Here is a 25,582-nt window from a genome sequence, read left to right as displayed (position 1 = left end):
AGTAAACAGCCCTCCGGGGCTGTTATTCCTGATACTAAAAAGCGCTGATTACTGAGCGATACGGAGCCGGAATGAGCAGTATCTGCCTTAATATGATAGTTAAAAATGAATCAGCTATTATTGCCGCGACTCTGCAAAATATCATTCAACATATCCCGATATCCTGCTGGGTGATATCTGACACCGGTTCAGCTGATAATACCTGTGACATTATTCGCCAGTTTTTTGATGAAGCCGGAATTAATGGTGAACTTTACCAGGATGAATGGGTAGATTTTGCCCATAACCGGAATCTGGCATTACAACGTTGTCATGGGAAATCTGATTATGTGTTTTTTTTTGATGCAGACGATTTTTTTGAAGGGGAAATTAATCCCGGAGAACTGACTCAACACAGTTACTTTATGAATATGTGTGACGAAAGCAAAACCACATATTACTTCCGAAAATTACTGATAAAAAATGACCCACGCTTTAAATGGCGCGGAGTGTTACATGAGTTTATTGAAGATCCTGTTAAAGATACCGGAACACTTCGTGGTGATTACACGGTAATTTCAGGACGCAAAGGTGCACGGAGTCTGCAAAAAGATAAATATCTTCGGGATGCTCAGGTGCTGCAAGCAGCTTACCAAAAAGGAGCAGACCCGGATTTACAGCCGCGTTATGCGTTTTACTGTGCACAGTCTTATCACGATGCTGCGTTGTATGATGAAGAGAACCGACAGCAACTCTATCGAAATGCACTGCACTGGTACAAAGTGCGTTTGACAGAGCAGGGATTCTCCGAGGAAAAATATTACAGTCTGATGCGTATCGGGTTGCTGTATGAACGTTTGTCTGATATTTCTGCGGCAGTTCCTTTTCTGCTGGAAGCTTATCAGGAAAATCCGCTACGGACGGAAAGTCTCTATCATCTGGCCAGGATCTATAACCATCTGGAAAAACATCATCTGGCTTATCAGTTTGCGTTGATGGCTAAGAAAGTAAAAATTCCGGAAGGTAATTTTCTGTTCGTTAATCATGATATTTATCATTACTGGATTGATTATGAACTGATGATCAATGCATTCAAAGTAAAGGATTTTTCTGCCAGCTATTTTTATGCAAGGAAACTGCTGCTCGATGACAGAAATGAAAATATGGCTTTAAGAGCAATAGCCGTGCTCCGTGATTTACCGGTCAACCTGCAATCAGATTCACTGCGCAACAAAAAATTACTTCGCCTCAGTCTGGATAAATACTCTCAGCATACACATGTAGCAGAACTTTTAAGTTTATTAAGTTAACTACTGGTATATTTCCCGGAATTAAACGCAAAAAAATGCTGACCAGTGAACTGATCAGCATTTGAGTACAATGTGCTTCAATATCAGAACTTCAGTTTAAATCCGACACTGCCTTGTAAAGTCTGATAATTATGGCTACCCGTGGTATAGGATGTATTCACCCACAAACTTGCCTGGCGGGTTAATGCAGCCTCAACCCCTACCTTAGTTTCAAAGGCAGTTTTCCCACTGATAGCCGCGACCGAAGTGCCATCAAGCTGTGGCGTTTGGTCCTTGCTGCTATTTTTGAGATTAAATTCAACATAAGGCTGAATAAAACCATCCCTGCTCAGTGAGGTTATGTAGCTGCGTACGCCTAATCTGGTCTCTGTTGCCTTGCCATTTCCGGTGACTTTGGTTCCGGTTTGTTCTGTAAAGTCATCAGAGGTCACCCCGAGGTAGGTAATCTGAGCCTGTGGCATGATCCAGAAGCTGGTTTTATCGTTGCCTGTGACTTTCCAGGCATAACCAGTTTCAAATGCCGCGGTAATACCGCGCAGGTGGTATTTTTCTTCCTGGAACTGATCACCGGAAACCTTGGCATTAAAATCATTCCAGCGCAACCAGGTGTCGGTATACCATCCTGACTGATCCGCTGCATTCTCAAACCAGGTCAGGTACATCCCGACACTGTAACCATTAAGCTCACCTTTCGAGCTGTAACCGGTGACTGAGGAGCGGGTTTTGCTGTCGCTGTTCCCATAACCTGCCATCAGACCAAGATGGAAACGTTGTTGATTCACGTCCCATTGGACTATATCGCCACCCATTTCTACAGAAGTATCATATATACGTGTATTCAGCTGACCATAGGCATTACTCTCGGTGCGTTTTCCGGTACTGCGAATCCAGAAGCTGTTAGCCAGATTACTGTCTTTGCCCTGACCCATAATGTTGTTTTCACCTACACGATCATGCAGGGACATAGAGAACATATGGTTAGCACTCCAGGCGTTGGCAGCATAGCTGCCCGTTTCCGGACGATAAACAGGGAGATGCGGTTCACTGCTGCCTGTTGAACCACTGTTTCCGGTGGCTCCGGTATCGCCTGTTGTGCCGGTATCACCGGTCGCACCAGTCTCACCTGTAGCTCCTGTAGCTCCTGTAGCTCCGGTCGCACCAGTGGCTCCGGTAGAGCCTGTTGCACCAGTGGCTCCGGTAGAGCCGGTCGCACCGGTGGCCCCGGTGGCCCCGGTAGAGCCAGTCGCACCAGTGGCTCCGGTAGAGCCGGTCGCGCCAGTGGCTCCGGTAGAGCCTGTAGCGCCGGTAGATCCAGTCGAACCTGTTGCGCCAGTAGCTCCGGTAGAGCCGGTCGCACCGGTGGCCCCGGTGGAGCCGGTCGCACCAGTGGCTCCGGTAGAGCCGGTTGCACCCGTAGCTCCGGTAGAGCCGGTCGCACCAGTAGCTCCGGTAGAGCCAGTCGCACCAGTGGCTCCGGTAGAGCCGGTCGCACCAGTAGCCCCGGTAGAGCCTGTTGCACCCGTAGCTCCGGTAGAGCCGGTCGCACCCGTAGCTCCGGTAGAGCCGGTCGCACCAGTAGCCCCGGTGGAGCCGGTCGCACCAGTAGCCCCGGTAGAGCCTGTTGCACCCGTAGCTCCGGTAGAGCCGGTCGCACCCGTAGCTCCGGTAGAGCCAGTCGCACCAGTGGCTCCGGTAGAGCCGGTCGCACCAGTGGCTCCGGTAGAGCCAGTCGCACCAGTGGCTCCGGTAGAGCCGGTCGCACCAGTGGCTCCGGTAGAGCCAGTCGCGCCAGTAGCTCCGGTCGAACCTGTTGCACCCGTAGCTCCGGTAGAGCCTGTAGGCCCGGTGGCTCCGGTAGAGCCGGTCGCTCCGGTGGCTCCGGTGGAGCCGGTCTCACCAGTAGCTCCGGTGGAGCCGGTCGCGCCAGTAGCTCCGGTAGAGCCTGTAGCGCCGGTAGATCCAGTCGAACCTGTTGCGCCAGTAGCTCCGGTAGAGCCGGTTGTACCAGTAGCTCCGGTAGATCCTGTTGCACCAGTGGCTCCGGTAGAGCCGGTCGCGCCAGTAGCTCCGGTAGAGCCGGTCGCACCCGTGGCTCCGGTAGAGCCTGTTGCACCAGTAGCTCCGGTAGAGCCGGTTGCACCAGTAGCTCCGGTCGAACCAGTCGCACCAGTAGCTCCGGTAGAGCCGGTCGCACCAGTGGCTCCGGTAGAACCGGTCGCGCCAGTAGCTCCGGTAGATCCTGTTGCACCAGTAGCTCCGGTAGAACCGGTCGCGCCAGTAGCTCCGGTAGAGCCAGTCGCACCAGTGGCTCCGGTAGAGCCGGTCGCACCAGTGGCTCCGGTAGAGCCAGTCGCACCAGTGGCTCCGGTAGAGCCGGTTGCACCCGTAGCTCCGGTAGAGCCGGTCGCACCAGTGGCTCCGGTAGAGCCAGTCGCGCCAGTAGCTCCGGTCGAACCTGTTGCACCCGTAGCTCCGGTAGAGCCTGTAGGCCCGGTGGCTCCGGTAGAGCCGGTCGCTCCGGTGGCTCCGGTGGAGCCGGTCTCACCAGTAGCTCCGGTGGAGCCGGTCGCACCAGTAGCTCCGGTAGAGCCTGTAGCGCCGGTAGATCCAGTCGAACCTGTTGCGCCAGTAGCTCCGGTAGAGCCGGTTGTACCAGTAGCTCCGGTAGATCCTGTTGCACCAGTGGCTCCGGTAGAGCCGGTCGCGCCAGTAGCTCCGGTAGAGCCGGTCGCACCAGTGGCTCCGGTAGAGCCTGTTGCACCAGTAGCTCCGGTAGAGCCGGTTGCACCAGTAGCTCCGGTCGAACCAGTCGCACCAGTAGCTCCGGTAGAGCCGGTCGCACCAGTGGCTCCGGTAGAACCGGTCGCGCCAGTAGCTCCGGTAGATCCTGTTGCACCAGTAGCTCCGGTAGAGCCGGTCGCACCAGTGGCTCCGGTAGAACCGGTCGCGCCAGTAGCTCCGGTAGATCCTGTTGCACCAGTGGCTCCGGTCGAGCCTGTTGCACCAGTAGCTCCGGTAGAGCCGGTCGCCCCGGTGGCTCCGGTAGAGCCTGTAGCCCCGGTATCTCCGGTGGCCCCGGTATCTCCGGTCGCGCCTGTTGTACCTGTCATCGAATAACTTTCCAGATACCATGAACCATCATCGGCATGCTGATTTAACAGATACTCGTAATTACCTTTTACGACCCTTTTCTGTAACAGGAATTCGCCGTCAGAACTTCCGTCAACTTTGATCAGTTCAAGAGATTCCTGGCCGGTAGGGTTATTGATATTCAGGTTATTAATCCAGACCTGATCATAACCACTGCCAGTAACGTTCCCTTTAATTTCGACAGTATCTGTATAAGATTTGCCATCAGATTCGTTATCGGTGCTTTGCCCTGTACCGGTCAGATATGAGTCCATCAGCCAGGTATTATTCTGGGTGGTATAGTTTCCAGAAATCACCATCTTATCGCCCGCCACACCATTCGCCAGGTCGATAGTCGCTCCGGACGCAGTAAGATCACCGCCGATGGTCAGGGTTGAAGGTGTTGAATCCGTGGAATTAAGTTGCATCAGGGTATCGGTGGTCACATTACCATCGAGCATGGTACTGCCATTACTGATAAAGGTCCCCAGGAGGTTAATCGCTGATTCAGAATTGGCGCTGGCTGCCCAGGTGGAACCGTCATTAAGCGTTAATGTACTGCCCTTCGCCAGATTGATTTGCGAAACACTGGCATTATCGCCGGCAGCATGGTTGAACGAGGTCACATCGGATGTGCTGCCAATGTTTATCACAGAGCCAGTGGTACCGGTAATATTTCCTGCGATAGTGGGGTTTGATACAACTGCATCAGAAGATGCCAGTAAATTGAGGGTATTGGTTCCCAAAGCAACATTACCTACCAGGCTGCCGTAGTTATTCAGCCCGTTAGTCAGGATTCCACTGGTTGAATACACGGCATCAGTACCTGTGCCGGAAATGGTTCCGTAGTTATTAAACGTATCAATAGTACCGGCGTTATATACCCCGTAATTACTGCCGCTGATTATCGCACCATTATTATTGGTTAAGGTAGTCAGATAGGGAGTAAGCACCAGGCTTGATAACGTTAACGGATTAAGATTAATTCCGGTACCGGATGAAGTAATGGATCCTGAGTTGGTAATATAAGCATTTGCCACTTGCTTAGTTGTCAGTATATCCACACCAATATTACTGCTGGAAATTGATGCATTTGCATTATTAACAACATAAGCCTGGGCAGCTGACGGAACCAGTAACTCAACGGCTGAAGCATGCGCCTTCAACACGTTAGACGATGATGAACTCAATGAGCCGGTCTGGGAAATGGTTCCGTTATTGGTTAACCCCACAATATTATTATAGGAGTAGGCGTAGGTACTGAGCGCCCGAAACGCACTGGATGAGCTGGTGGCTGCATCCCTGAATGAAATTCCCCAGGCCGAGGATGAATTGACTGTACCATTGTTCGTAATTAACTGATCGACCGGGCTGTCATCCGCGTCCATACCAATAGCGCTGCCAAAATCCAGACTACTGGTACTCGAAGTACCGGTGTAATTAACTGTTCCGTTATTGGTAATTGACATGCTGGCACGCGCATCCGGAGTGATCCAGCTGGCGACTACTGAAGTTCCGTCGCCATTAGTGGTGTAATAGCCAGTTCGGGAATAAAGCACAGGACGTGTCAACCCTGAACCAGTCACGGTAACTCCGTCATCGACATTAATTTCCATCGCGGTAGAGGAACTGGCATTGGTCCAGCGTAATACCTGAGAGGTTTCTGCTGCTATTTTAGGACTAAACTCCAGTAATGACCCGTATCCGGCATAGGAGCCTGATATCGTAGTAGTTGCTGTATCTGAACTGCAATCAATTATAGCATTCTGAATATAGGAACCACTAAAACCATTAGTATTGGTTCCATTACTTGAGGTACAGGTAGCAAAAGCACTGACTGGTATTGCTGAAACAGCTAATGCCGCAGTAACGACTAATCTGCTACGACCTTTTCCCTGGCGACTGCCAAGTTCAGAACAGACTACCCAGGCTCTTTTGGCCTGGCACCATACTAACCGGTATATTTTATTCATTTAATTTTCATCCGTATCCATGCATCATTACAGGACATTCCCTGTTAATGATTATTCTTATTACGAATCTGTGAAATAGAAAATGAATGCCTGCAACAATTAAATTATTATTAATGAGGCGGTGGTGGGTATTAATAAATACCTCCCCGAATAATAATGATTGAATGGTCGTAGTGTGACTATTTCTCAGCTGTGTGTAGCCCGTAAAATAACGGGTGGTTATTTTTTAAATTAAAAATTATTTTTTTTATTAATGTCCACCGGATAAAACCAATGGATGTAGGGTTTAACCAGATATGCCCTGAAACCAATCTGTCGCATATTTAGAAATATCAGGAAATATCTCATAACATTAATCCTACTTGAACAGTGTTATGTAAGCAATCTGTAGGGTAATTGTTAATGATAGTAATAACCAATCAACCTGATGGCTTTGATAGCATTTGTTGATGGTCAAAAATACAAAAGTGGTTTAGCAGCGAAGGGAGCTGGCAACCTGAAAAGATAGAGGAAGGCCGCGAACATCATAAATCCAACGGAGATATTGGCAGCTTTATGCTTTCAGGTACCGAAAAGATAGTCAGGGTGATGGCGGAGAGTGAAAATCAGGCAGATAACCCCGTGATAACGGGGTTACAAAACTCAGAGAATCCGGCCAATCAGGCGATCCATACGGATGCGTCTCATCCTGCGGATCAGTTTTTTTATCCGCGCCGGGTATTCCGAGATACTTTCCAGATCATTGTAGTGAGCAACCACGCTAGTATGCTGACGAATCAGAGCAAGTTCTTTCACTTTCTGTTCCAGCAGCTGGTGGCGGGGATCATGTACCAGAATGGCATTTTCGAGGTCCAGTCTCCAGGCGCGAGGATTCAGGTTATTACCGGTCAGCAACATCCATTCATCATCAACCCAGATACCTTTCAGGTGATAACTGTTTTCTCCGTCTTTCCATAAGCGTACCGTCAGCTGTTTGTTATCAATGTAATATTGCAGACGGCTGACAAACCGGCGCAGATTGATCTCGTACAGATAAGGTAAAGCCCCGATAATTTTAAACGGTTCCTGGGGAGGAATATAAAAATCATTCGCGGTTTTATCACCAATAATAATTTCAACCTGCTTACCCTGACGCAGCAAGCGAATGATATTGCGCACCAGAATTGCCGGCAGATTAAAATAAGGCGTGCAGATAGTTAATTTATGCTCGGCACAAGGCATCAGATGGAAAATAGTCTGATTCAGAATATTGCGTTTACCCAAACCGACTAATGGCGTCACACTGAGCTCGCCTTCCTGAGCCTGTGCTTCAAACTGATAGTTAAAGGTTCGCAATTCCTGGCGGAATAAGCGGGTTTCAGTTTTAATTTCCGGGCTGGAAGGTCTTTCAGTCTGATCAAGACGATGTACTGCCTCAGCCTGCTTCAGGTTAATACCAATCCATTCAAACATCGTATCTGCCAGGGCAGGGTTACGGATGATTTGATATCGATCGTAGCGATAACGCTCATGTTGGTGAAGGTAAACATTGTTCAGACTGGCGCCACTATAAATCACGCAATCATCAATGATAAATCCCTTCAGATGAAGTACACCGAGGGCTTCACGGGTATTCACCGGGATTCCGTAAACCGGAATGGCAATATCGGGATTGGCAGACGCCATTTCACAATACCAGTCAGCATTGGTTGATCCCTTAGCTGCACCAATTCGTCCGCGCTGTGCACGATGCCAGTCAACGCAGATGCTGATATCCAGCGCCGGATTAGCCCGTCTGGCTGCATAAAGTGCATCCATAATACTTCGCCCGCCTTCATCATTTTCAAGATACAAAGCGACCAGACAGATGCGAGTTGTGGCGGCGGCAATTTTATCCAGCAAGGTACGGTGAAACTCAGCCGCAGAATAAAGCATGGTGAAATCAGCGGCTGATTGCGAAAGTGCGGGCAGTTGCGCGAGGTACTGTTGGTGATTATTGAGTTTAAATTTTGACAACATCACAATGCGCTTCTTCTCTGTTCAATATATTGTCATAATCGACAATGTCATGGCCTTAACCTTGAAGTGTAACATTAACCATCTGCTGTCGTGACAATTTTACTCTTCTGTACGTTTTTTTTCGGCAGCCTGCAAAGCCAGTTGCAGGGTAACAATCCCTTCATCCAGTTGCCGCTCAATCCTGAAATCCAGCTTACGTGCCAGAGTGATCATCCCCTGATTATTAGGCATGGTGATGCCATTGAGCTGTTGCAGGCCATGTTGGCGGGTATACAAAATCATTTTTTCCAACAATTGCCGGCCAAGACCAAGATTTTTTAGATCAGATCTGACCAGGATTGAAAACTCCGCATCAATGTTATCAGAGTCAGAAATCGCTCTGGTCACGCCAATGATCTCGTTGCGATCTTCATCGGTATAAACCGCGACGATTGCCATTTCCCGATCATAATCGATCTGGGTCATATTGGCTAAATCTTCATGAGTGAACTCATTGATTTCACTGAAATAACGATAGTAGAGATCTTCTTTTGTCACTCTGGAAATAAACTCTTTCAGCCCGGGTTCATCTTCCGGCAAAATCGGGCGGAACAGACATTCACTACCATCTTTCAGGATAACCGCCTGTTCGAGACGTTGTGGATAAGGGCGAATGGCGAGTCGGGATTCGCTTTCACCGCTAAATTCCTTCAGGGACACGGTGGCATCGAGCAGAGTGAGATTATTTCCCGAAGCAAGTAAAGGGTGAATGTCCAGCCATTCGATTTCCGGGCAGTCGATAATCATATTCGAAATATGCACCAGACACTGGCTCACAGCATTGATATCCAGAGCCTGAAGCGAATTTCTGCCACGTATCGCGCCGCGGATGATGGCCTGATTGACCAGATTTTTTGCCAGAGTCATATTCAGGGGAGGGAGGGCAACCGCAGGCTGCTGGTCTGTCTGCCAGTCACCATTTCCTTCACCAAGAATTATTACAGGACCGAACAGTGGATCGGGTTGAACTGAGATCCTGAGCTCTTCCGCCCCTGCACGTCGGGCCATGCTCTGAACCACCAGACCCTGAATATGAGCTTCCGGCCATGCAGTTTTGGCCCGTGACAATATGGCATCTGCTGCGCTGGCCACCTCTGCAGCAGTATGCAGATAAAGCATAACCCCCTGAATTTCTGATTTATGTGGTATATCCGCAGAGCGGAGTTTTAGCGCTACCGGATAACCAATATTGTCTGCAATTACCACGGCTTGCTGGCTGTCAGTCGCAGCCCAGGTGGACAGGGTGTTTATTCCGTATCCCTGAAAAATGGCCTGAACTTCATGAGTATCCAGCCGGTTTCGTCCTTCAGCCAGAGCCTGCTGCAATAGCTGACGGATATTAATTCGTGTTTGTGGTAGCCGGGCGGGGAGCGAAGGTGTTTCCCTTAATTGTTTCTGATTGCGCCGGTATTCTACCATGTGCATAAATGCAGTTACCGTGCCTTCCGGGGTTCTCCACGTTGGTATACCTGCTCGGGTAAATGCAGCCCTTGCTTCACGTGACGAGTATTCTCCTCCCCAGTTGGTCAGTAAAGTGATCTGCCGGCCCCGGGGATGTTGCCTGACCAGTCGGATAATCTCGTTGGCACTTTCACTGGCCGGAGAAACAGCGCTGGGGGCGTGAATAATCATCAGTGCATCCAGGGCATGACTTTCCAACAGCAGATTGATGACTGACAGATAGCGTTCTGTCGTAGCATCATCCTTCAGGTCCAGCGGATTGCCTGCGTGGACAGACGGAGGCAATATTTTATTCAGTGCTTCGATCGTGGCCTGGTCGGGACTGGCTAATGTGCCGTTACGTTCGGTCAGTTCATCCAGAGCCAGTGCCGCGGGTGCAGCACCGTTGCTGATAATAAATAATCGTTCACCGCGTAGCGGTCGCATGTGATTGAGCGTCTCTACCGCAGAAAATAGCTCATGGGTATCTTTGACCCGCAACATGCCTGCTCGCTGAATAGCGGCATCCCATGCGGCATCCAGGCTATCAGCCGTGCCGAGAAATTGTCTTGCCTGGCGACTTCTGCCACTTTTAATCACCAGGATAGGTTTGTTGCGTGCAGCACTTCGGGACGAAGAAACAAACCTTCGGGCATCTTCTAAATGTTCCAGAGACAGTAATATGGCGCTGGTTTTACTGTCTCTGGCAAGAAAATCGAGTAAGTCATCGACATCAATATCAATGCTGTCACCCAGGGCGATAAACCAGGAAAACCCCAGATTACGTTGCTGCGCCCAGTCCAGTAAGGTATTAGAAACAGCGGCAGATTGTGAAATGAACGCCAGTTTTCCACGCTGGACGGGTACCGGAGAGAAACTGGCATTGATTCCCTGCCAGGGAGAGAGCAGACCCAGGCTGTTGGGACCAAGAATACGAATATTCCAGTGAGCAGCACACTCTTTTAGTTCGCTTAGCTGTTCTCCGGGGGACGAAAGGATAATACAGGCCCGACAGCCTTTTTCTCCCAGTTGCTGCAGAATTTCCAGATTACGCCGTGAATGGGTACAAATGACGGCGAGGTCAGGAATGCAAGGCAACTTATCAATCGAAGGATAAGCCATCACACCGCATACGGCTTGCCATGCAGGTGTCACAGGTAATACCGGGCCACTAAATCCTCCTGCCAGCAGATTTCGCATCATCAGATGGCCAGCCCGGTCAGGTTTCTCTGACGCGCCAATAACCGCGATAGAACCGGGTTTGAGTAATGCTTCAAGACCGCGCTGACTCATCTGTATCCTCCTGAGGCTGAAGGCAATAGTTTATCCGTTTTCCGGGAGCTTTTCCGTGAGGTATGCCTGATGTGAGGCTTTACCCGCCAGATATCGCTGGCGGAAACGTTCAAAGTGCGCCTGTAGTCCTGCCGCGGCTGCGGTGTCTCCAGCCTGCTCCAGCAGTGCAATCGCTACCTCTGCAGTGCAGTGTTGGCCAGCTGTCGGCGATTCACGCAGGCTGTAACGTGAAGGGCGTGACACATTTAGCGACATTACCGGAAAGCGATCGAGCCACGGGCTTTTACGGAACATTTTTGCGGCTTCGGTCCAGGTACCATCCAGCATAACAAATAGTGGCGGTTTACCGGTTGTTGGAGGGGTGGTCATCACTTCCCGTCCCGGGGCTGCATAATGACCGGGAAATACAACCAGAGGCTGAACATTCTCATCATTGACGGTGGCCAGCAATTGTTCAGGCGGTGCTGTTCGTGACCATTCAAACGCGGTGGTCTGAGGTAAAATATCGGCGATCAGACGGCCGGTATTACTGGGTTTCAGCGGCTCAGTATCGAACATCACCAGACAGAACTGACTACGGGCAGCAACAGGGGTGATGGTAGTGCACAGGCACTGCGCAACCGGTAACAGACAGCGTTGACAACGAACAACCCGGTTTCCTCTGGCGAGAAAAGGACGGGTTGCTCTGGCCAACCGTTGTGCCCTGAGGGTCAGGACGGCATTATCCAACATAATCTTTCATGACCAGCAAAAAGCGCAGTGTAATCGAAAACCGCGGTTCTGCGTAGTCTGGCTGAAAGCTTTAAACGTAAATCACAGGGATTCATCCAGCCACTGCTCGAATGATGCTTTAGGTAAGGCACCTGCCATTGTGTCGACATGCTGACCTTTACGGAAGATCATCAGTGTCGGGATGCTTCGGATATGAAAGCGGGCACTCAGTGCGGTCTGTTGTTCGGTGTTCACTTTAATAAAACGAACCTGTTGTGCCCGCTCTTCCGCGACATCTTCGAAGATCGGCGCAAAGCCAACACAAGGGCCACACCATGGAGCCCAAAAATCAATCACTACCGGAAGGTCATCCTGTAACAGCTTATCCAGCGTCTGTTCTGTGGCGTTAATAATCTCACCCTCAAACAGTGGTTCTTTACAACGTCCGCATTTTGCGGAATCGCTGATCTTTTCGTCCGGCACGCGGTTAGTGGCAAGGCAGTGGCTGCATACGGTATTCATCATGACCTCTGATTAGGATTGTCGCAAAATTTTGCGTATGATTATCAGACATCCTGAACGGTTGAACCAGCAGGATCTGTCGATGGCTATAATAGATGACAGCATCAAAGTCAAAGTTGATAGATTAGCAGCGTGACATCAGGTAATCTTCGCGCTCCAGGAACAGGAGGAAACAATGAACGACGATGTAAAAGGCAAAAGCAGTAAAGTAAAAGTGATGTATGTTCGCAACGAGGATAATACCCGTCAACGTACCGGTAACCCGCGGACAGGCAAAGGAGGTTATTCTCCGTCACGTCAGCAGGAGCCAGGTCGTCGTCAGGAAGAAAAATCCCGTTCCCCGTGGCGGACAGTTTCGCGCTCACCGGCAGAAGAACCAAAGGCATTGCCTACCGAGACCGGTCCACGGCCGATCGTCGATCCTGAGGTCATTCGCAAGCAGCGTCAGGAAGAAACCCGTGTCTATGGTGAAAATGCCTGTCAGGCTTTATTCCAGAGCCGTCCTGAAGCGATTGTTCGCGCCTGGTTTGTTCAGAGCGTCACTCCACGTTTTCGTGAAACCCTGCGCTGGCTGGCTGCAAACCGTAAAGCCTACCATGTGGTAGAAGATGCCGAACTGGTAAAAGCATCCGGTACAGAGCACCATGGTGGGGTCTGCTTCATTATCAAAAAACATATGGGACTGGCTGTCAGCGAGTGGCTGGAACAGGCTGCAGAAAAAGAGTGCGTTCTGGCCCTGGAAAATGTAGGCAACCCACATAACCTCGGCGCAATTATGCGCAGCTGTGCCCACTTTGGCGCAAAAGGTATTCTTGTTGATGATGCTTCTCTGCTTGAATCAGGGGCTGCTGTACGTACCGCTGAAGGTGGTGCTGAACATGTTCAGGCGATAACGGCGAATAGCTTTGCTGAGGGGCTGGATGCATTTCGCCAGGCGGGTTACACCATCGTGACAACTTCCAGTCATCAGGGAAGTCCGTTATCTGCGACAACCTTGCCTGAAAAAATGGTCCTGGTGTTAGGTCAGGAAAGTGACGGCCTGAAAGAATCTACCCTGAAACAGGGAGATATCAGTCTGTCCATTGATGGCACTGGCAGTGTGGAAAGTCTCAATGTCTCGGTTGCGACAGGGATTCTTCTGGCAGAATGGTGGCGTCAGAACCATTAATCAGCCATAAAAAAAGCGCCATCAGGCGCTTTTTTTATCCGCAGAGTAAACCCGATTAGTGAGCGCCTCCTCCGGCATCGCTTTTTTTACCTCCCGACCCCCCAAACGGCGGTTTGGCAAACCAGATGGTCACCAGCAACAGAATAAATATCCCGCCGGCAGCCCAGAAAATCTCATTGGCAGAAATAATCAGTCCCTGGCTGGTGATTTGCTCAGCAATATACTCAGAGGCCTGCTGGTGGCTCATCCCTATTGATTCCAGTTGTTGATACATATGCTGAGAATTAGGATTAAATGCCGTGACAGACTCTGTCAGATGGCTGTGATGCAGCGATTCCCTGTCGGTCCACAGTGTTGTGGTGATGGAAGTACCTATCGAACCGGCCAGGGTTCGTAAAAAATTGGACAGACTTGATGCCGCAGCCATCCGTTCCGGAGGTAATCCGGATAGGGTAATGGTGGTTAACGGCATAAAGAAGCAGGCAACTGCAAATCCCTGGATAAACTGTGGCCATGCTGATGCCGCAAAATTCATCGCCGGTTCAAACGTATAAGCCCGCCAGTAAAAACAAACTGCATACATGATGAAACTGAAAGTTACCAGTAATCGCATATCCAACTTATGCGCAAAACGTCCGATGATTGGCGAAAGTATCACTGGTAACACGCCCACCGGGGCAGATGCCAACCCCGCCCAGGTTGCGGTATAGCCGAATACCTCCTGGAGTAGCTGTGGCAGTAGGACAATCGTGCCAAAATAAAGCATATAAGCCAGGCTGATAGAGACGCACCCTATGGTAAAGTTCCTCGACCTGAATAATGACAAATCGACGATAGGGTGATCATCTGTCAGCTCCCAAATCAACAGAATTGAGAGTGCGACTACCGCAAAAACAGTCAGAGTGATAATTTCGGTCGAATTAAACCAGTCCAGCTCTTTTCCCCGGTCCAGCATTACCTGAAGGCAACCGATGCCCACCACCAGACATACCAGCCCTACCAGGTCGATTGGCTGCCGTGTGATAGTGGTTTCTCTCCCGCGTATGGTCTGAAGGCTTAAGAAGATCACCACTGCACCGATGGGTACGTTGATAAAAAAGATCCAGCCCCAGTGGTAGTTATCACTGATCCAGCCACCAAGGATCGGACCACAAATGGGCGCCACGATTACCGTCATTGCCCACAGTGACAGAGCAATACTGCGTTTAGCGGGTGGATAGTTATTCAGCAGCAAACTTTGCGAAAGAGGAATCAATGGTCCGGCGACCACCCCCTGAATGACACGAAAGAAAATCAGCATTGTCAGACTGTTCGACATACCACATGCCCATGACGCGATGGCAAATGTCACCGTGGAAAGCATAAACAGTCTGACCTCACCGAACCGTCGGGCCAGCCAGCCGGTCAACGGAATGGAAATGGCATTGGCGACCCCGAATGAGGTAATAACCCAGGTTCCCTGGGAGTTTGAAGCCCCCAGGTTACCGGCAATGGTCGGTATGGCTACGTTGGCAATGGTCGAGTCCAGTACCTGCATAAAGGTAGCCAACGACAAGGCAATCGTCATCAGTACCAGTTGCGTACCTTCGAGCGGTTTCTGCGCCATGGTTTTCTCCGCAGACATCAGCCGGCATTTGCCTTGATGATGTCAGAGATAGTCTGATTCACCTGACCCAGTTGCAGTTCCAGAGCATTACTCTCATAAGCCGGAGTTGTGCGTACTGAAGTGGCAAGAACCTGTCCGTCTTTATTTGCCGTATCAACGGTGACTAAGGTTGATAAGCCAATACGCAGCGGGTGTTTTGCAAGGTCTTGTGGATCGATATCTACGCGAACCGGCAAACGCTGGACCACTTTAATCCAGTTACCGGTAGCATTCTGGGCAGGCAGTAAAGAGAATGCACTACCTGTTCCCATGTCCAGACCAACCACTTTGCCGTGATAGACGACATTATCGCCATAGATATCAGAAACAATGGTCGCAGGCTGACCAATACGAACGTCGGCCAGTTGTGTTTCTTTAAAATTAGCGTCAACCCACAGTTGTTTATCAGGTACTACCGCCATCAGTGAACTGGAGGATGAGATCTGCGAGCCCACCTGAACGCTACGCTGCGAAACATAACCGTCTACCGGGCTTCGGATATCCGTACGTTGTAAAGCCAGCCAGGCGTCACGGACTGCGGAAGCACTTTGCTGCACAGCCGGCTGATTTTCCAGCGTGGTATTCAGTAATATTGCCTGGTTGGCATTATATTGTTGAGTAGCCACGTCGAGGTCTGCCTGGGCACTGGTTACCGCATCGCGGGCATGCTGTAAGTCTTCGCGACCAATTAACTGAGATTTGCCCAAGGGGATACGGCGTTCCAAATCGGCCTGCGCCTGTGCCAGTGCAACTTTTTTCAGGGTGATATTAGCCTGATACTGTTTGCTGTTGATCATTTCCTGGCGGGTTTGACGGACGCTGGTGGCAAGTGCAGTTTCTGCTTTGTCAAAAGCCTGTTGAGCATCGGTTTTGTCCAGTGACACCAGAATGTCACCTTTTTTGACATAATCAGTATCGTCAAACCAGACCCGGGTTACGCTGCCCGATACCTGCGGCATAATGACCACCTGGTTACCGGAAACATAGGCGTCATCAGTATCCTGGTAATGGCTGAGTACCAGAAACCAATAGGCAAAGTAGCCAACAGCGGCAATCAGGCAAATGATAGCCAGCAGAATCAGCAGAGTTTTACGTGCTTTCTTTTTATTTTGGGGCCGCGGGGCACCGGATTGCAGAGTTTCCTCACCTGCACTCATAGAATTTTCCACCTGTCATTGGTATTTTGGAACAGCAAATAAGGCCCGGTAATGCCAGTGTTTTTTTTACTGGCAAAGGTGCTGAAGCATAACCAAAACCCGATCATAATCTTTAGCACTTGATGACATATTACCGTCGCGTTACTAAATGGTTATGCTTTACTGTCCATTTCATCCAGGCGGCCGAGCAGTTTACGGGTAATACTTTCGAGTTGTTGTTGTTCTTCAGTAGAAAGAACTTCCCACAGATGTTTCAGACTCTGGTGCTGAGGTGGCATAACCTCACACAGAAACTCATAGCCCTGTTCAGTCAAATGCAGGTGTAAACAGCGGCGATCATTACTGCTTTCACGACGTTCTATCCAGCCGCGTTTCTCGAGCTCATCTGCAATACGTGTTGCATTGGTACGGGAAGACCCTAACGCAGAACTCAGTTCCGACGGTTGAATACTCTGATCCTTGCGTGCATCCAGGGTGACCAGTGCTGTAAACAGGGTGTCATTAATTCCACGTTCTTTCAGAATTTTGTTCCTGTTATCGAGCAGTTTTCCCTGAATATGCATACATAACCGGGTCAGCAGCATTTCCCGCAACGGGTAGTTAGTGTGGCGCTGAACCAGGACATGCAACATTTCTTCAATCGGAGTGAATGAACTTTCCACGCGAATACCTCACAGAAATTATTATTAGGATATTTTGGTGAGCCAAAGTCAGATGCAGGCATTTTCCCCGCAAAGTGATTGTCCCGTTAGTTACCTGAGACTGACTGGTCCTGTGTAGGGCAGAAATTAATCACCAGGTAATAGTTACTATTGGGAAAGTCACCTGACTAAAACTATATCCCGCTAACGATATCAGACCCCATGTCATGTTAATAGTCTGTAAGAGGCTTTTTGTCGCGGCAAATGTTACAAAAATGTGGATGGAAGAGGGCGGCTGAACTTTTCACCGGTGCTGAAGCAGGAAGGCAGAGGTGGGAACTGGCTGGTGATAAACGAGAAACTAACACTATAAAAAAAGGACAGCGCAGGCTGTCCTTAGGTGATTCAGAGCAGATTAGGATTTGGCAGCAGCTAATGCATCCTGAATCCAGTGGTTAAATTCAGCCTGATGAGCATGAATCCAGCCATCTACCTGACGATTTACATCTGCATCACTGCTTTGTCCGGCATTCATGGCTGCGTTCTGCGCATTGATATCTGCCAACGGCAGTTTCATTTCAGCAAACAGTTTTGCTGCGGCAGGATTCTTTTCAGCCCATGCTTTGTTGGCAACGATATGCATGGTATTTACAGGGAAGCCATAGTTCGCACCGTTAGGCAGTTTTGTATCGACATTTTTCTGTCCACCCGGCAAAGAAGAGAAAGGAACCTGTAACCAGACAACATCACGACCCGGTTTCAGCACATCACTCACCCAGTAAGGAGTCCAGGTATAATAAAGGATAGGTTTACCCTGTTTGTAACGAGCGATAGTGTCAGCCATCATCGCGGAATAATTACCCTGATTGTGCTGCACGGTGTTTGATAAACCGTAGGCCTGAATCTGGTGATTAATTACTGCCTCACAGCCCCAGCCCGGAGTACAACCGGTCAGGTCAGCTTTGCCGTCGCCATTGGTATCAAACAGTTTTGCCAGTTTAGGATCTTTTAGCTGAGCAATATCAGTAATATGGTATTTTTCGGCGGTTTTCTTATCGATCAGATAACCCTGCGCAGCCCCGCTGACATAGGTCCCTTCACGATAAAACACTTTATCGCCACCCGCCGCGTTATACATATCGTCATGCAGCGGCTGCCAGTTCACAGCGGTAAACGTTGCATCGCCCGCAGCGATAGAGGTGTAGCCAACGTTATAGTCCACTTCATCCGGGGTATCGACAGTGTACCCCAGTTTTTCTAAGGCACGACTCACCAGCAGAGTCTGAAAGGTTTCTCCGCTGATGGTGCTCTGAACAGGTTTAACGGTGATTCCCTTGCCTGGCAGATCAGCAGCATAGCTTTGTCCTGCAAGCAGCAGAGTCATTGCAGTGGTAGTGATGATTAACTTACGCATGTTTATTCCTCATCTCTGTGAGATGTCCGCTCATGGCGGACACCTCTGTTATTATTTGGTGGGTGAATTTTTAACAAACGGGCGCAGGACCAGGCCTACCGGACCGGTAAGATACCAGTGACGCTGTCCACGGCTACGGCTATCTGCACCAACAGACTGTGTCAGTCGATCAAGAATAATGGCCAGAATCACAATGCCGACTCCGCCGACGGTTGCCAGCCCCATGTCCAGCCGACCAATACCGCGTAACACCATCTGACCAAGGCCCCCGACGGCTATCATTGAGGCAATAACCACCATGGAAAGCGACAGCATCAGTGTCTGGTTGACGCCGGCCATAATGGTTGGCATGGCTAATGGCAGCTGTACTTTAAACAGCATCTGGCGTGGGCTGGCACCGAATGATTCGCTGGCTTCGATCAAATCTGCCGGTACCTGCTTGATACCAAGGATAGTCAGCCTGATTACCGGTGGCAGGGCGAAGATAATAGTTACTACCACACCAGGAACGTTGCCGATACCAAACAGCATGACAATAGGCACCAGATAAACAAAGGCTGGCGTTGTCTGCATGGCATCCAGCAACGGACGGATGATTTTTGCAGCACGATCACTGCGGGCCAGCCAAATTCCGACGGGCAGGCCAATAACCACACAGAACAGCAACGACGTTAATACCAGTGACAGCGTGACCATGGCATCTGACCATGCGCCGATGGCACCTATCACAATCAGAGAAAGCAGTGTCGCGATACCCATACCGACATTGGTCATCTGCCAGGCTATCAGTGTGAAAATCAAAATCGCTATAGGCGAAGGCATAACAGTCAGCAGATGCTGGAAGGTACTCAGGATAAAATCAACCGGTACACGGATTCCCTGAAATACCGGGCGGAAATTACCGACCACCCAGTCAATAGCATGAGTCACCCAGCTGTCTAACGGAATTAATGTCTTATGGAATGGATCCATAATATTAAAATGCTCATGCGTTACCGGAGCAGGAGCATTCAACCAGTCGTTAGATGAGGCTGCTGCATCGTGCCCGCCACTGCCGGAACTGGTGCCGGCAGAGCCCCAGGCATCTGACGAGCTGGTATCTGTAGAACTGCCAGCAGAGGGCGATGATGAACCGGAGGTTGACCAGGGATCACTAGCGCTGCTACTGCTGTCTGCCGCAGGAGCACTGCTGGCCTGAGCTGAAGTATCACTCCATGGATTATTATCTGGCTTGCTCATTATTGATTCCCCTCGCGATCCAGCGCCCGTAACAGACTGCTTTTTGAAATAATGCCGACATATTGGTTGTTTTCATCAGTAACTGGTACGGCACACGGGGCCGCAGCAACATGAGAAAATATTTCATTCAGCGGGGTTGCGGCAGGAATCGGCAGTGGAGCTTCCAGAAAAGCACTTTCCAGCGATCCCCCGGAAGCCAGGGCCTGTTGTAATGAATCACCGGAAACGATTCCGGCAAATTTCTGCTTATCCAGTACATAGCCGAATTCCCGATCCTGATCCCGGAGTAATTGCAGTGCAGTACGTGGACCGAACCCTGGTGCTTTACGCATCAGAGTATTTGCCCCACGACGGGCAATATCTTTCGCGCTAAATACCTGGCTGATATCGACGCCGCGGAAGAAGGTTTTCACATAATCATTTGCCGGATTATTGAGTATTTCATCCGGAGTACCGACCTGAACGACTTCCCCGTTTTGCATAATCGCAATCCGATCTCCGATACGCATAGCTTCATCAAGATCGTGCGATATAAACACAATGGTACGTTGCTGTCGGGTTTGTAATTTAATTAATTCATCCTGCATTTCAGTACGAATTAACGGGTCAAGTGCCGAGAAAGCTTCATCCATTAACAAAATATCCGGATTAATGGCTAATGCTCTGGCAAGACCCACACGCTGACGCATCCCTCCGGATAATTCATCCGGCCATGAGTGGGCATATTTTTCCAAACCAACCTGGCGAAGGGACTCCATCGCTTTTTCCTCTCGTTCCTGCAGAGGAATACCTGCCAGTTCCATACCAAAGGCAGCATTATTTAATACCGTCATGTGCGGCATTAATGCAAAGGACTGGAAAACCATGCTGATTTTATTACGGCGAATTTCCCGTAGCTGTGTGTCAGGAATTTTAGCAATATCCAGGCCATCAATAAGCACCTGTCCACGGGTAGGCTCGATCAGACGATTGAGAAGGCGAACCATAGTAGATTTACCGGAACCGGATAAACCCATGATCACAAAAATCTCGCCTTCTTCAATGGCCAGACTGGCATCTTTGACGCCAACAGACAGTCCTGTTTTATCCAGAATCTGTTCTTTGCTTAGCCCCTGGTCCAGATATTTAAATGCTTTACCCGGATGGTCACCAAAAATTTTATATAGATTTTTTACTTCAAGTTTAATTGCCATTCAGTCGTATTGTCCTGAGTTATATTTATTTTTTCATGGGGTTATAGTGTCCGGAAGGTGATGTACATTTATAACCGTACCATACTGAGATTATCTGACAACCCTTGATTTTTCTATTTTGCGGACAATGACGAAGGATATTTCCTGTGATGCCAGTGATATCAGGGGATTCGGGAGGGTAAAAGAGTGGGCAATATTTTCCTGGTGAAGTTAATTCATTGTTAATAATAATCTGCGGTACTTTTTTAAACGTACTGAAACAGCATTGGAAATATTTAACGGAATCGCCGTGAATAGAAGGATTTATTATGGCGGATTATTCACCGCAGAGAGATGCTGTCAGGAGAAAATATCGGGGAGAAAATCCCCGGTATTTTAGCTCAGAAATTCCAGTCATCATCTTCGGTGACGGCTAAATTTCCTATGACGTAGGATGAACCAGAGCCAGAGAAGAAGTCATGATTTTCATCTGCGTTTGGAGACAATGAGGTGAGTATTTCGGCGCTGACGTTGCATTCTCTGGCAGGAAATAATGTCTCATATCCCAGGTTCATTAAGGCCTTATTTGCATTGTACCGCAGAAACATTTTTACCTCATCAACCCACGGGGTTTCTGCATACAATTCTTCGGTATATATCAGTTCGTTTTGATATAATTTTTGTAATAATTCTCGTGCATACTGCTGTAATTCTTCTTGCTGTTGTGTCGGCAATTGGTGTAATTGTTGCTGGAATTTATAGCCGATATAATATCCATGAACTGCTTCATCCCGAATAATTAGCCGGATTAGATCAGCTGTGTTGGTCAGTTGTCCACGGCTTGACAGATGCATAGGCAGCCAGAAACCGGAATAGAACAAAAAGGATTCAAGAAATACACTGGCTATTTTCTTTTTCAGTGCATTTTCTGCAGCATAGTGCTGAAGAATGATAGTCGCCTTATGTTGCAGGGCCTGGTTGTGTTCACTCCAGCGATAAGCATCATCCACATCAGCGGACCGACACAGTGTAGAAAATATGGAGCTATATGAACGGGCATGAACGGCTTCCATAAAGCAGATATTGGAGAAGACGGCTTCTTCATGAGGCGTAGTTGCATCGGCCATCATTGCCACAGCGCCAACGTTATTCTGAACGGTATCCAGTAATGTCAGCCCTGTAAACACTCGCAGAGTCAGGGTCTGAATCGCAGGACTCAGGGTCTGCCAGCTTACCCGATCGTTAGATAATGGTATTTTTTCCGGCAACCAGAAATTACTGGTTAAACGATTCCAGACTTCCAGGTCTTTATCGTCCCGAAGACGGTTCCAGTTAATAGCCTGAACTTGCATGAGTTTCTGCATAATATTTTCTCTTCGGTTACAGGGCGCAGGCGACACAGCCTTGCAGCTCAGTGCCTTTCAGCGCTGCCTGGCGCAGACGGATGTAATACAAGGTCTTAATCCCTTTTTTCCAGGCATAAATCTGCGCTCTATTAATATCGCGAGTGGTCACATCCGCATTAAAAAACAGGGTCAGAGATAATCCCTGATCAACATGCTGTGTGGCTTCTGCGTAAGTATCAATAATTGCCTGCGGGCCTAACTGATAAGCATCCGCATAGTAAGCCTGATTGTCATTGGTCAGGTAGGGGGCAGGGTAGTAAACCCGACCGAGTTTTCCTTCTTTACGGATTTCTATCTTCGCGGCTATCGGGTGAATACTTGAAGTCGCATGATTGATGTAGGAAATTGAGCCGGTGGGTGGCACGGCCTGTAAATTGCTGTGATATAAGCCATGAACCATCACCTGTTGCCGTAACTGTTGCCAGTCGGCAACGGAAGGTAATGTTATCCCGGCTTTTTGAAACAGTTCTGTAACCCGGGCCGTTTTTGGCAGCCATGGCTGAGAGGTGTATTTATCGAAAAATTTCCCGCTGGCATAAGTCGATTGTTCAAAACCGGCAAAATGCTGTTGCCGTTCTCTGGCAATGTCGCAGGAAGTTTGTAATGCGTAGTAGGCGATACAATAAAAATAGAGGTTAGTGAAATCCAGACCTTCCGGTGAACCATACATTATATGTTCACGGGCCAGGTAGCCGTGCAGGTTCATCTGCCCTAAACCAATGGCATGAGATGCCCTGTTTCCTGCAGCCACTGAGGGGACGGAATTCATCTCACTCATGTCGGATACTGCGGTTAGCGCCCTAATCGCTACACTCACAGTATGCTCAGGTTGCCCGGCATCCATAACTTTTGCGATATTCAGGGAGCCAAGGTTACAGGAGATATCTTTTCCGGTGTGCCGATAACTCAGATCTTCGCGGAATTCACTGGCTTCGTTAACCTGTAAAATTTCGGAGCACAGGTTACTCATATTGATTCTGCCGGCCAGTGGGTTCTGGCGGTTGACGGTATCCTCAAACATCAGGTAAGGATACCCCGACTCAAACTGGATGGCAGCGAGTGTCTGGAACAGTGCCCGGGCGGAGATCCAGGTTTTCCGGATACGTTCATCCGCAACAAATTCGTCGTAACAGTCATTGATGCTGATATCCGCAAACGCTTTACCGCAGACACGTTCTACGTCATAGGGGGAAAACAACGCCATTGACTGATTTTCTCTGGCGAGACGGAAAGTCACATCCGGCAGAACGACACCGAGCGACAATGTTTTGATTCGGATCTTCTCATCAGCATTTTCCCGCTTGGTATCAAGGAAATGCAAAATATCAGGGTGATGAGCGTGTAACCAGACGGCACCGGCACCCTGGCGGGCACCAAGCTGGTTGGCGTAGGAAAAAGCGTCTTCAAGCATTTTCATCACCGGTATTACTCCGGATGACTGGTGGGCAATTTTTTTAATCGGCGCACCCTGCTCCCGAAGATTACTCAGACAAAATGCCACGCCGCCTCCACGCCGGGAGAGTTGCAGAGCCGAGTTTACCGCACGACCGATCGATTCCATATTGTCTTCAATACGTAGCAGGAAACAGGAAACAAACTCTCCCCGCTGTTGTTTTCCGCAATTCAGAAACGTAGGAGTGGCGGGCTGGAAACGTCCATGCAAAATATCCTTTAGGATATTTACCGCCAGTGCCTGATCACCTCGTGCCAGTGTGAGAGCCACCATGCAGCAACGCTGGTTGAAATTTTCCAGATACTGACTGCCGTCGAAAGTTTTCAACGCATAGCTTTGGTAAAACTTTAATGCACCAAGAAAAGTGGTAAAACGGTGCTCTGCATCTTCTGCCTGCTGGTGGAGTTCAGTGACAAAACTGAAAGGGTACTGATTGAACACTTCCGCTTCGTAATATCCTTCGTCCACCAGATAACGCAGCCTCTCTGCAATCCCTGAGAACCTGACCGTCCGCGGCACAACAGAGTCCCGGATGTAGAGATCGGCTGCCTGCAAATCCTTTTCAAACGGAATATTTCCCTGTTCGTCGAACAGATTAAGCATGGCATTCAGGGCATGAAAATCTTCGGCAGGGGTTAACATTGTGTGTGTTGTTGCCATAATTTCTCTACTCCGCAGCGAACGTTAATTAAGTCTTCGGGGGTGCCCATCAGTTCCACATTGCCGATACAGGGCACACCGCATTTCCGGGCGATGATTTTGCCGGCCAGGCAGTAACCGGCTCCGAAATTACGATTGCCGGTAGCAATGACACCGCACAGGTATTCCCGATAGCAGGGATTATTCAAAAAGTGGATAACCTGGCGAGGCACACTTCCACGCACTTCTCCACCGCCATAGCTGGGTACCACCAGTAAAAAAGGCTGAGAGACTTCAAATGTGGCTGGTTCGTCAAGCGGGATTCTTTTAGCGTCGAAGCCCAGTCGGGAAACGAACCGGTGCGTATTTTCAGAACGGCTGGAAAAGTAAATGAGTGGAAACATATGCCTTTATCTCCGTTGCTCTGCCTGCGGCTAACAGGCACATGGTTACTAATGCAAATGACATTGAGTGTGATTCGTATTCTCGTGTATGGATTAAAAAAAACCTGCAATGACAAAATTGCAGGGAGATTACTATCAACGTCGTCATGAAAAGATACTATATCTGGATTTTAAAAATATCAACACACACAATATGTGGTGTTGGAAGGGTGAGGCAGCCAGGTGGACGGGAAGGTGCAGAAACTATGGGGTGGAGACAGAAAAAAAATTAATGATTTTTTTTCCACCGCAAGTCGTTCCACAAACCTGATAATTCGTCCGCGGGATAACGGTGATTCGATTCACTACTTCCGTGATGCCATGTTTGACAGGGAATATCACAGAAAACCGGCGAGGGCAGGAAAACAAAATGATAAAGGGCGCTGTTCAGCGCCCTTCAGAGGTGGCTAACACCCGATTAGGTGACAGCCCGGGTTGATTCGCAGTTAAGCGAACAACCGGTATTAATTTATCGCCGTGCCAGTAACAGCCCAAATACTACACCCAACGCGGCCCCGATACCTGCTGCCGGAAGAGGATTATCGCGGACCCAGCTATCGGCACTACAACCGGACTGGTAAAATTTATCTTTAAGCGTTTCCTGGCCTTCATTCAGAGTAGCACGCGCCTTTTTCAGTAGTTTTTCGGCATTTTTTTGTGCTTCTTCCAGCCCCCCTTTAGCGTCATCACTGTAGGACTTCAGTAAAGCCTCCAGGCTGTCTGCCAGTTCACTTACTTCCAGTTCGCTTTGATCAATCTGTGATTTTTCTGCCTGAGTTGCCATTTTTTTCTCCGGTTTTATCAGCACTGT

General features: G+C 49.2%; 17 protein-coding genes. 2 read left to right on the top strand and 15 right to left on the bottom strand.

Annotated features, from left to right (window positions below; genetic code table 11):
- Nucleotides 1–71: 71 nt before the first annotated feature.
- The gene (locus tag A7K98_RS15870; protein WP_087489432.1) at nucleotides 72–1,289 is read left to right on the top strand and encodes a glycosyltransferase; all 1,218 of its coding nucleotides are present in this window, start codon (nucleotides 72–74) and stop codon (nucleotides 1,287–1,289) included.
- An 83-nt stretch (nucleotides 1,290–1,372) separates the two neighbouring features.
- Here A7K98_RS15870 and A7K98_RS15865 read toward each other — a convergent pair whose 3' ends face one another.
- The 5 genes from A7K98_RS15865 to trxC all read right to left on the bottom strand — a co-directional run bounded on the left by A7K98_RS15865 (nucleotide 1,373) and on the right by trxC (nucleotide 12,394).
- On the bottom strand, nucleotides 1,373–6,391 hold the full coding sequence (locus A7K98_RS15865) for an autotransporter outer membrane beta-barrel domain-containing protein (RefSeq protein WP_087489431.1): 5,019 nt from the start codon (nucleotides 6,389–6,391) through the stop codon (nucleotides 1,373–1,375).
- 642 nt (nucleotides 6,392–7,033) lie between these two features.
- Complete coding sequence (gene pssA / locus A7K98_RS15860; RefSeq protein WP_087489430.1) at nucleotides 7,034–8,389, bottom strand: CDP-diacylglycerol--serine O-phosphatidyltransferase; 1,356 nt, start codon at nucleotides 8,387–8,389, stop codon at nucleotides 7,034–7,036.
- A gap of 99 nt (nucleotides 8,390–8,488) precedes the next feature.
- Complete coding sequence (locus A7K98_RS15855) at nucleotides 8,489–11,161, bottom strand: bifunctional acetate--CoA ligase family protein/GNAT family N-acetyltransferase (protein WP_087489429.1); 2,673 nt, start codon at nucleotides 11,159–11,161, stop codon at nucleotides 8,489–8,491.
- 30 nt (nucleotides 11,162–11,191) lie between these two features.
- Entirely contained in the window at nucleotides 11,192–11,893 is a 702-nt protein-coding gene (locus tag A7K98_RS15850) for a tRNA-uridine aminocarboxypropyltransferase (RefSeq protein ID WP_087489428.1), read from the bottom strand.
- An 81-nt stretch (nucleotides 11,894–11,974) separates the two neighbouring features.
- Nucleotides 11,975–12,394, bottom strand: a complete 420-nt coding sequence (gene trxC, locus A7K98_RS15845) for a thioredoxin TrxC (RefSeq protein WP_087489427.1) — start codon at nucleotides 12,392–12,394, stop codon at nucleotides 11,975–11,977.
- A 175-nt stretch (nucleotides 12,395–12,569) separates the two neighbouring features.
- On the opposite strand from trxC, the gene A7K98_RS15840 reads away from it, so the two are divergent.
- Nucleotides 12,570–13,562, top strand: a complete 993-nt coding sequence (locus tag A7K98_RS15840) for a tRNA/rRNA methyltransferase (RefSeq protein WP_087489426.1) — start codon at nucleotides 12,570–12,572, stop codon at nucleotides 13,560–13,562.
- 55 nt (nucleotides 13,563–13,617) lie between these two features.
- On the opposite strand, the gene emrB is transcribed toward A7K98_RS15840, so the two are convergent.
- From emrB to A7K98_RS15785, 10 genes are all read right to left on the bottom strand, one after another.
- Nucleotides 13,618–15,168: a multidrug efflux MFS transporter permease subunit EmrB gene (gene emrB, locus A7K98_RS15835; protein ID WP_087490547.1), complete on the bottom strand. Its 1,551-nt coding sequence runs from the start codon at nucleotides 15,166–15,168 to the stop codon at nucleotides 13,618–13,620.
- 17 nt (nucleotides 15,169–15,185) lie between these two features.
- A complete protein-coding gene (gene emrA, locus A7K98_RS15830) occupies nucleotides 15,186–16,364 on the bottom strand; it encodes a multidrug efflux MFS transporter periplasmic adaptor subunit EmrA (protein WP_087489425.1) in 1,179 nt (392 codons plus the stop codon).
- A gap of 152 nt (nucleotides 16,365–16,516) precedes the next feature.
- Complete coding sequence (gene mprA, locus A7K98_RS15825) at nucleotides 16,517–17,026, bottom strand: transcriptional repressor MprA (RefSeq protein ID WP_087489424.1); 510 nt, start codon at nucleotides 17,024–17,026, stop codon at nucleotides 16,517–16,519.
- A gap of 394 nt (nucleotides 17,027–17,420) precedes the next feature.
- Nucleotides 17,421–18,419, bottom strand: a complete 999-nt coding sequence (gene proX, locus A7K98_RS15820; RefSeq protein ID WP_087489423.1) for a glycine betaine/L-proline ABC transporter substrate-binding protein ProX — start codon at nucleotides 18,417–18,419, stop codon at nucleotides 17,421–17,423.
- Between the two features lie 51 nt (nucleotides 18,420–18,470).
- A complete protein-coding gene (proW, locus tag A7K98_RS15815) occupies nucleotides 18,471–19,658 on the bottom strand; it encodes a glycine betaine/L-proline ABC transporter permease ProW (protein WP_087489422.1) in 1,188 nt (395 codons plus the stop codon).
- Complete coding sequence (gene proV / locus A7K98_RS15810; RefSeq protein ID WP_087489421.1) at nucleotides 19,658–20,851, bottom strand: glycine betaine/L-proline ABC transporter ATP-binding protein ProV; 1,194 nt, start codon at nucleotides 20,849–20,851, stop codon at nucleotides 19,658–19,660. The genes proW and proV overlap by 1 nt, the downstream gene beginning before the upstream one ends.
- A gap of 380 nt (nucleotides 20,852–21,231) precedes the next feature.
- A complete protein-coding gene (nrdF, locus tag A7K98_RS15805) occupies nucleotides 21,232–22,194 on the bottom strand; it encodes a class 1b ribonucleoside-diphosphate reductase subunit beta (protein ID WP_087489420.1) in 963 nt (320 codons plus the stop codon).
- 16 nt (nucleotides 22,195–22,210) lie between these two features.
- Nucleotides 22,211–24,349: a class 1b ribonucleoside-diphosphate reductase subunit alpha gene (gene nrdE, locus A7K98_RS15800; RefSeq protein WP_087489419.1), complete on the bottom strand. Its 2,139-nt coding sequence runs from the start codon at nucleotides 24,347–24,349 to the stop codon at nucleotides 22,211–22,213.
- On the bottom strand, nucleotides 24,325–24,732 hold the full coding sequence (gene nrdI, locus A7K98_RS15795; protein ID WP_087489418.1) for a class Ib ribonucleoside-diphosphate reductase assembly flavoprotein NrdI: 408 nt from the start codon (nucleotides 24,730–24,732) through the stop codon (nucleotides 24,325–24,327). The genes nrdE and nrdI overlap by 25 nt, the downstream gene beginning before the upstream one ends.
- Before the next feature lie 508 nt (nucleotides 24,733–25,240).
- Entirely contained in the window at nucleotides 25,241–25,555 is a 315-nt protein-coding gene (locus tag A7K98_RS15785) for a DUF883 family protein (RefSeq protein WP_087489416.1), read from the bottom strand.
- Nucleotides 25,556–25,582: the final 27 nt, after the last annotated feature.

The organism is Tatumella citrea (assembly GCF_002163585.1).
GTDB lineage: Bacteria > Pseudomonadota > Gammaproteobacteria > Enterobacterales > Enterobacteriaceae > Tatumella > Tatumella citrea.
The sequence above is the reverse complement of the archived record's forward strand: the minus strand, read 5'-3'. Positions and strand labels throughout refer to the sequence as shown.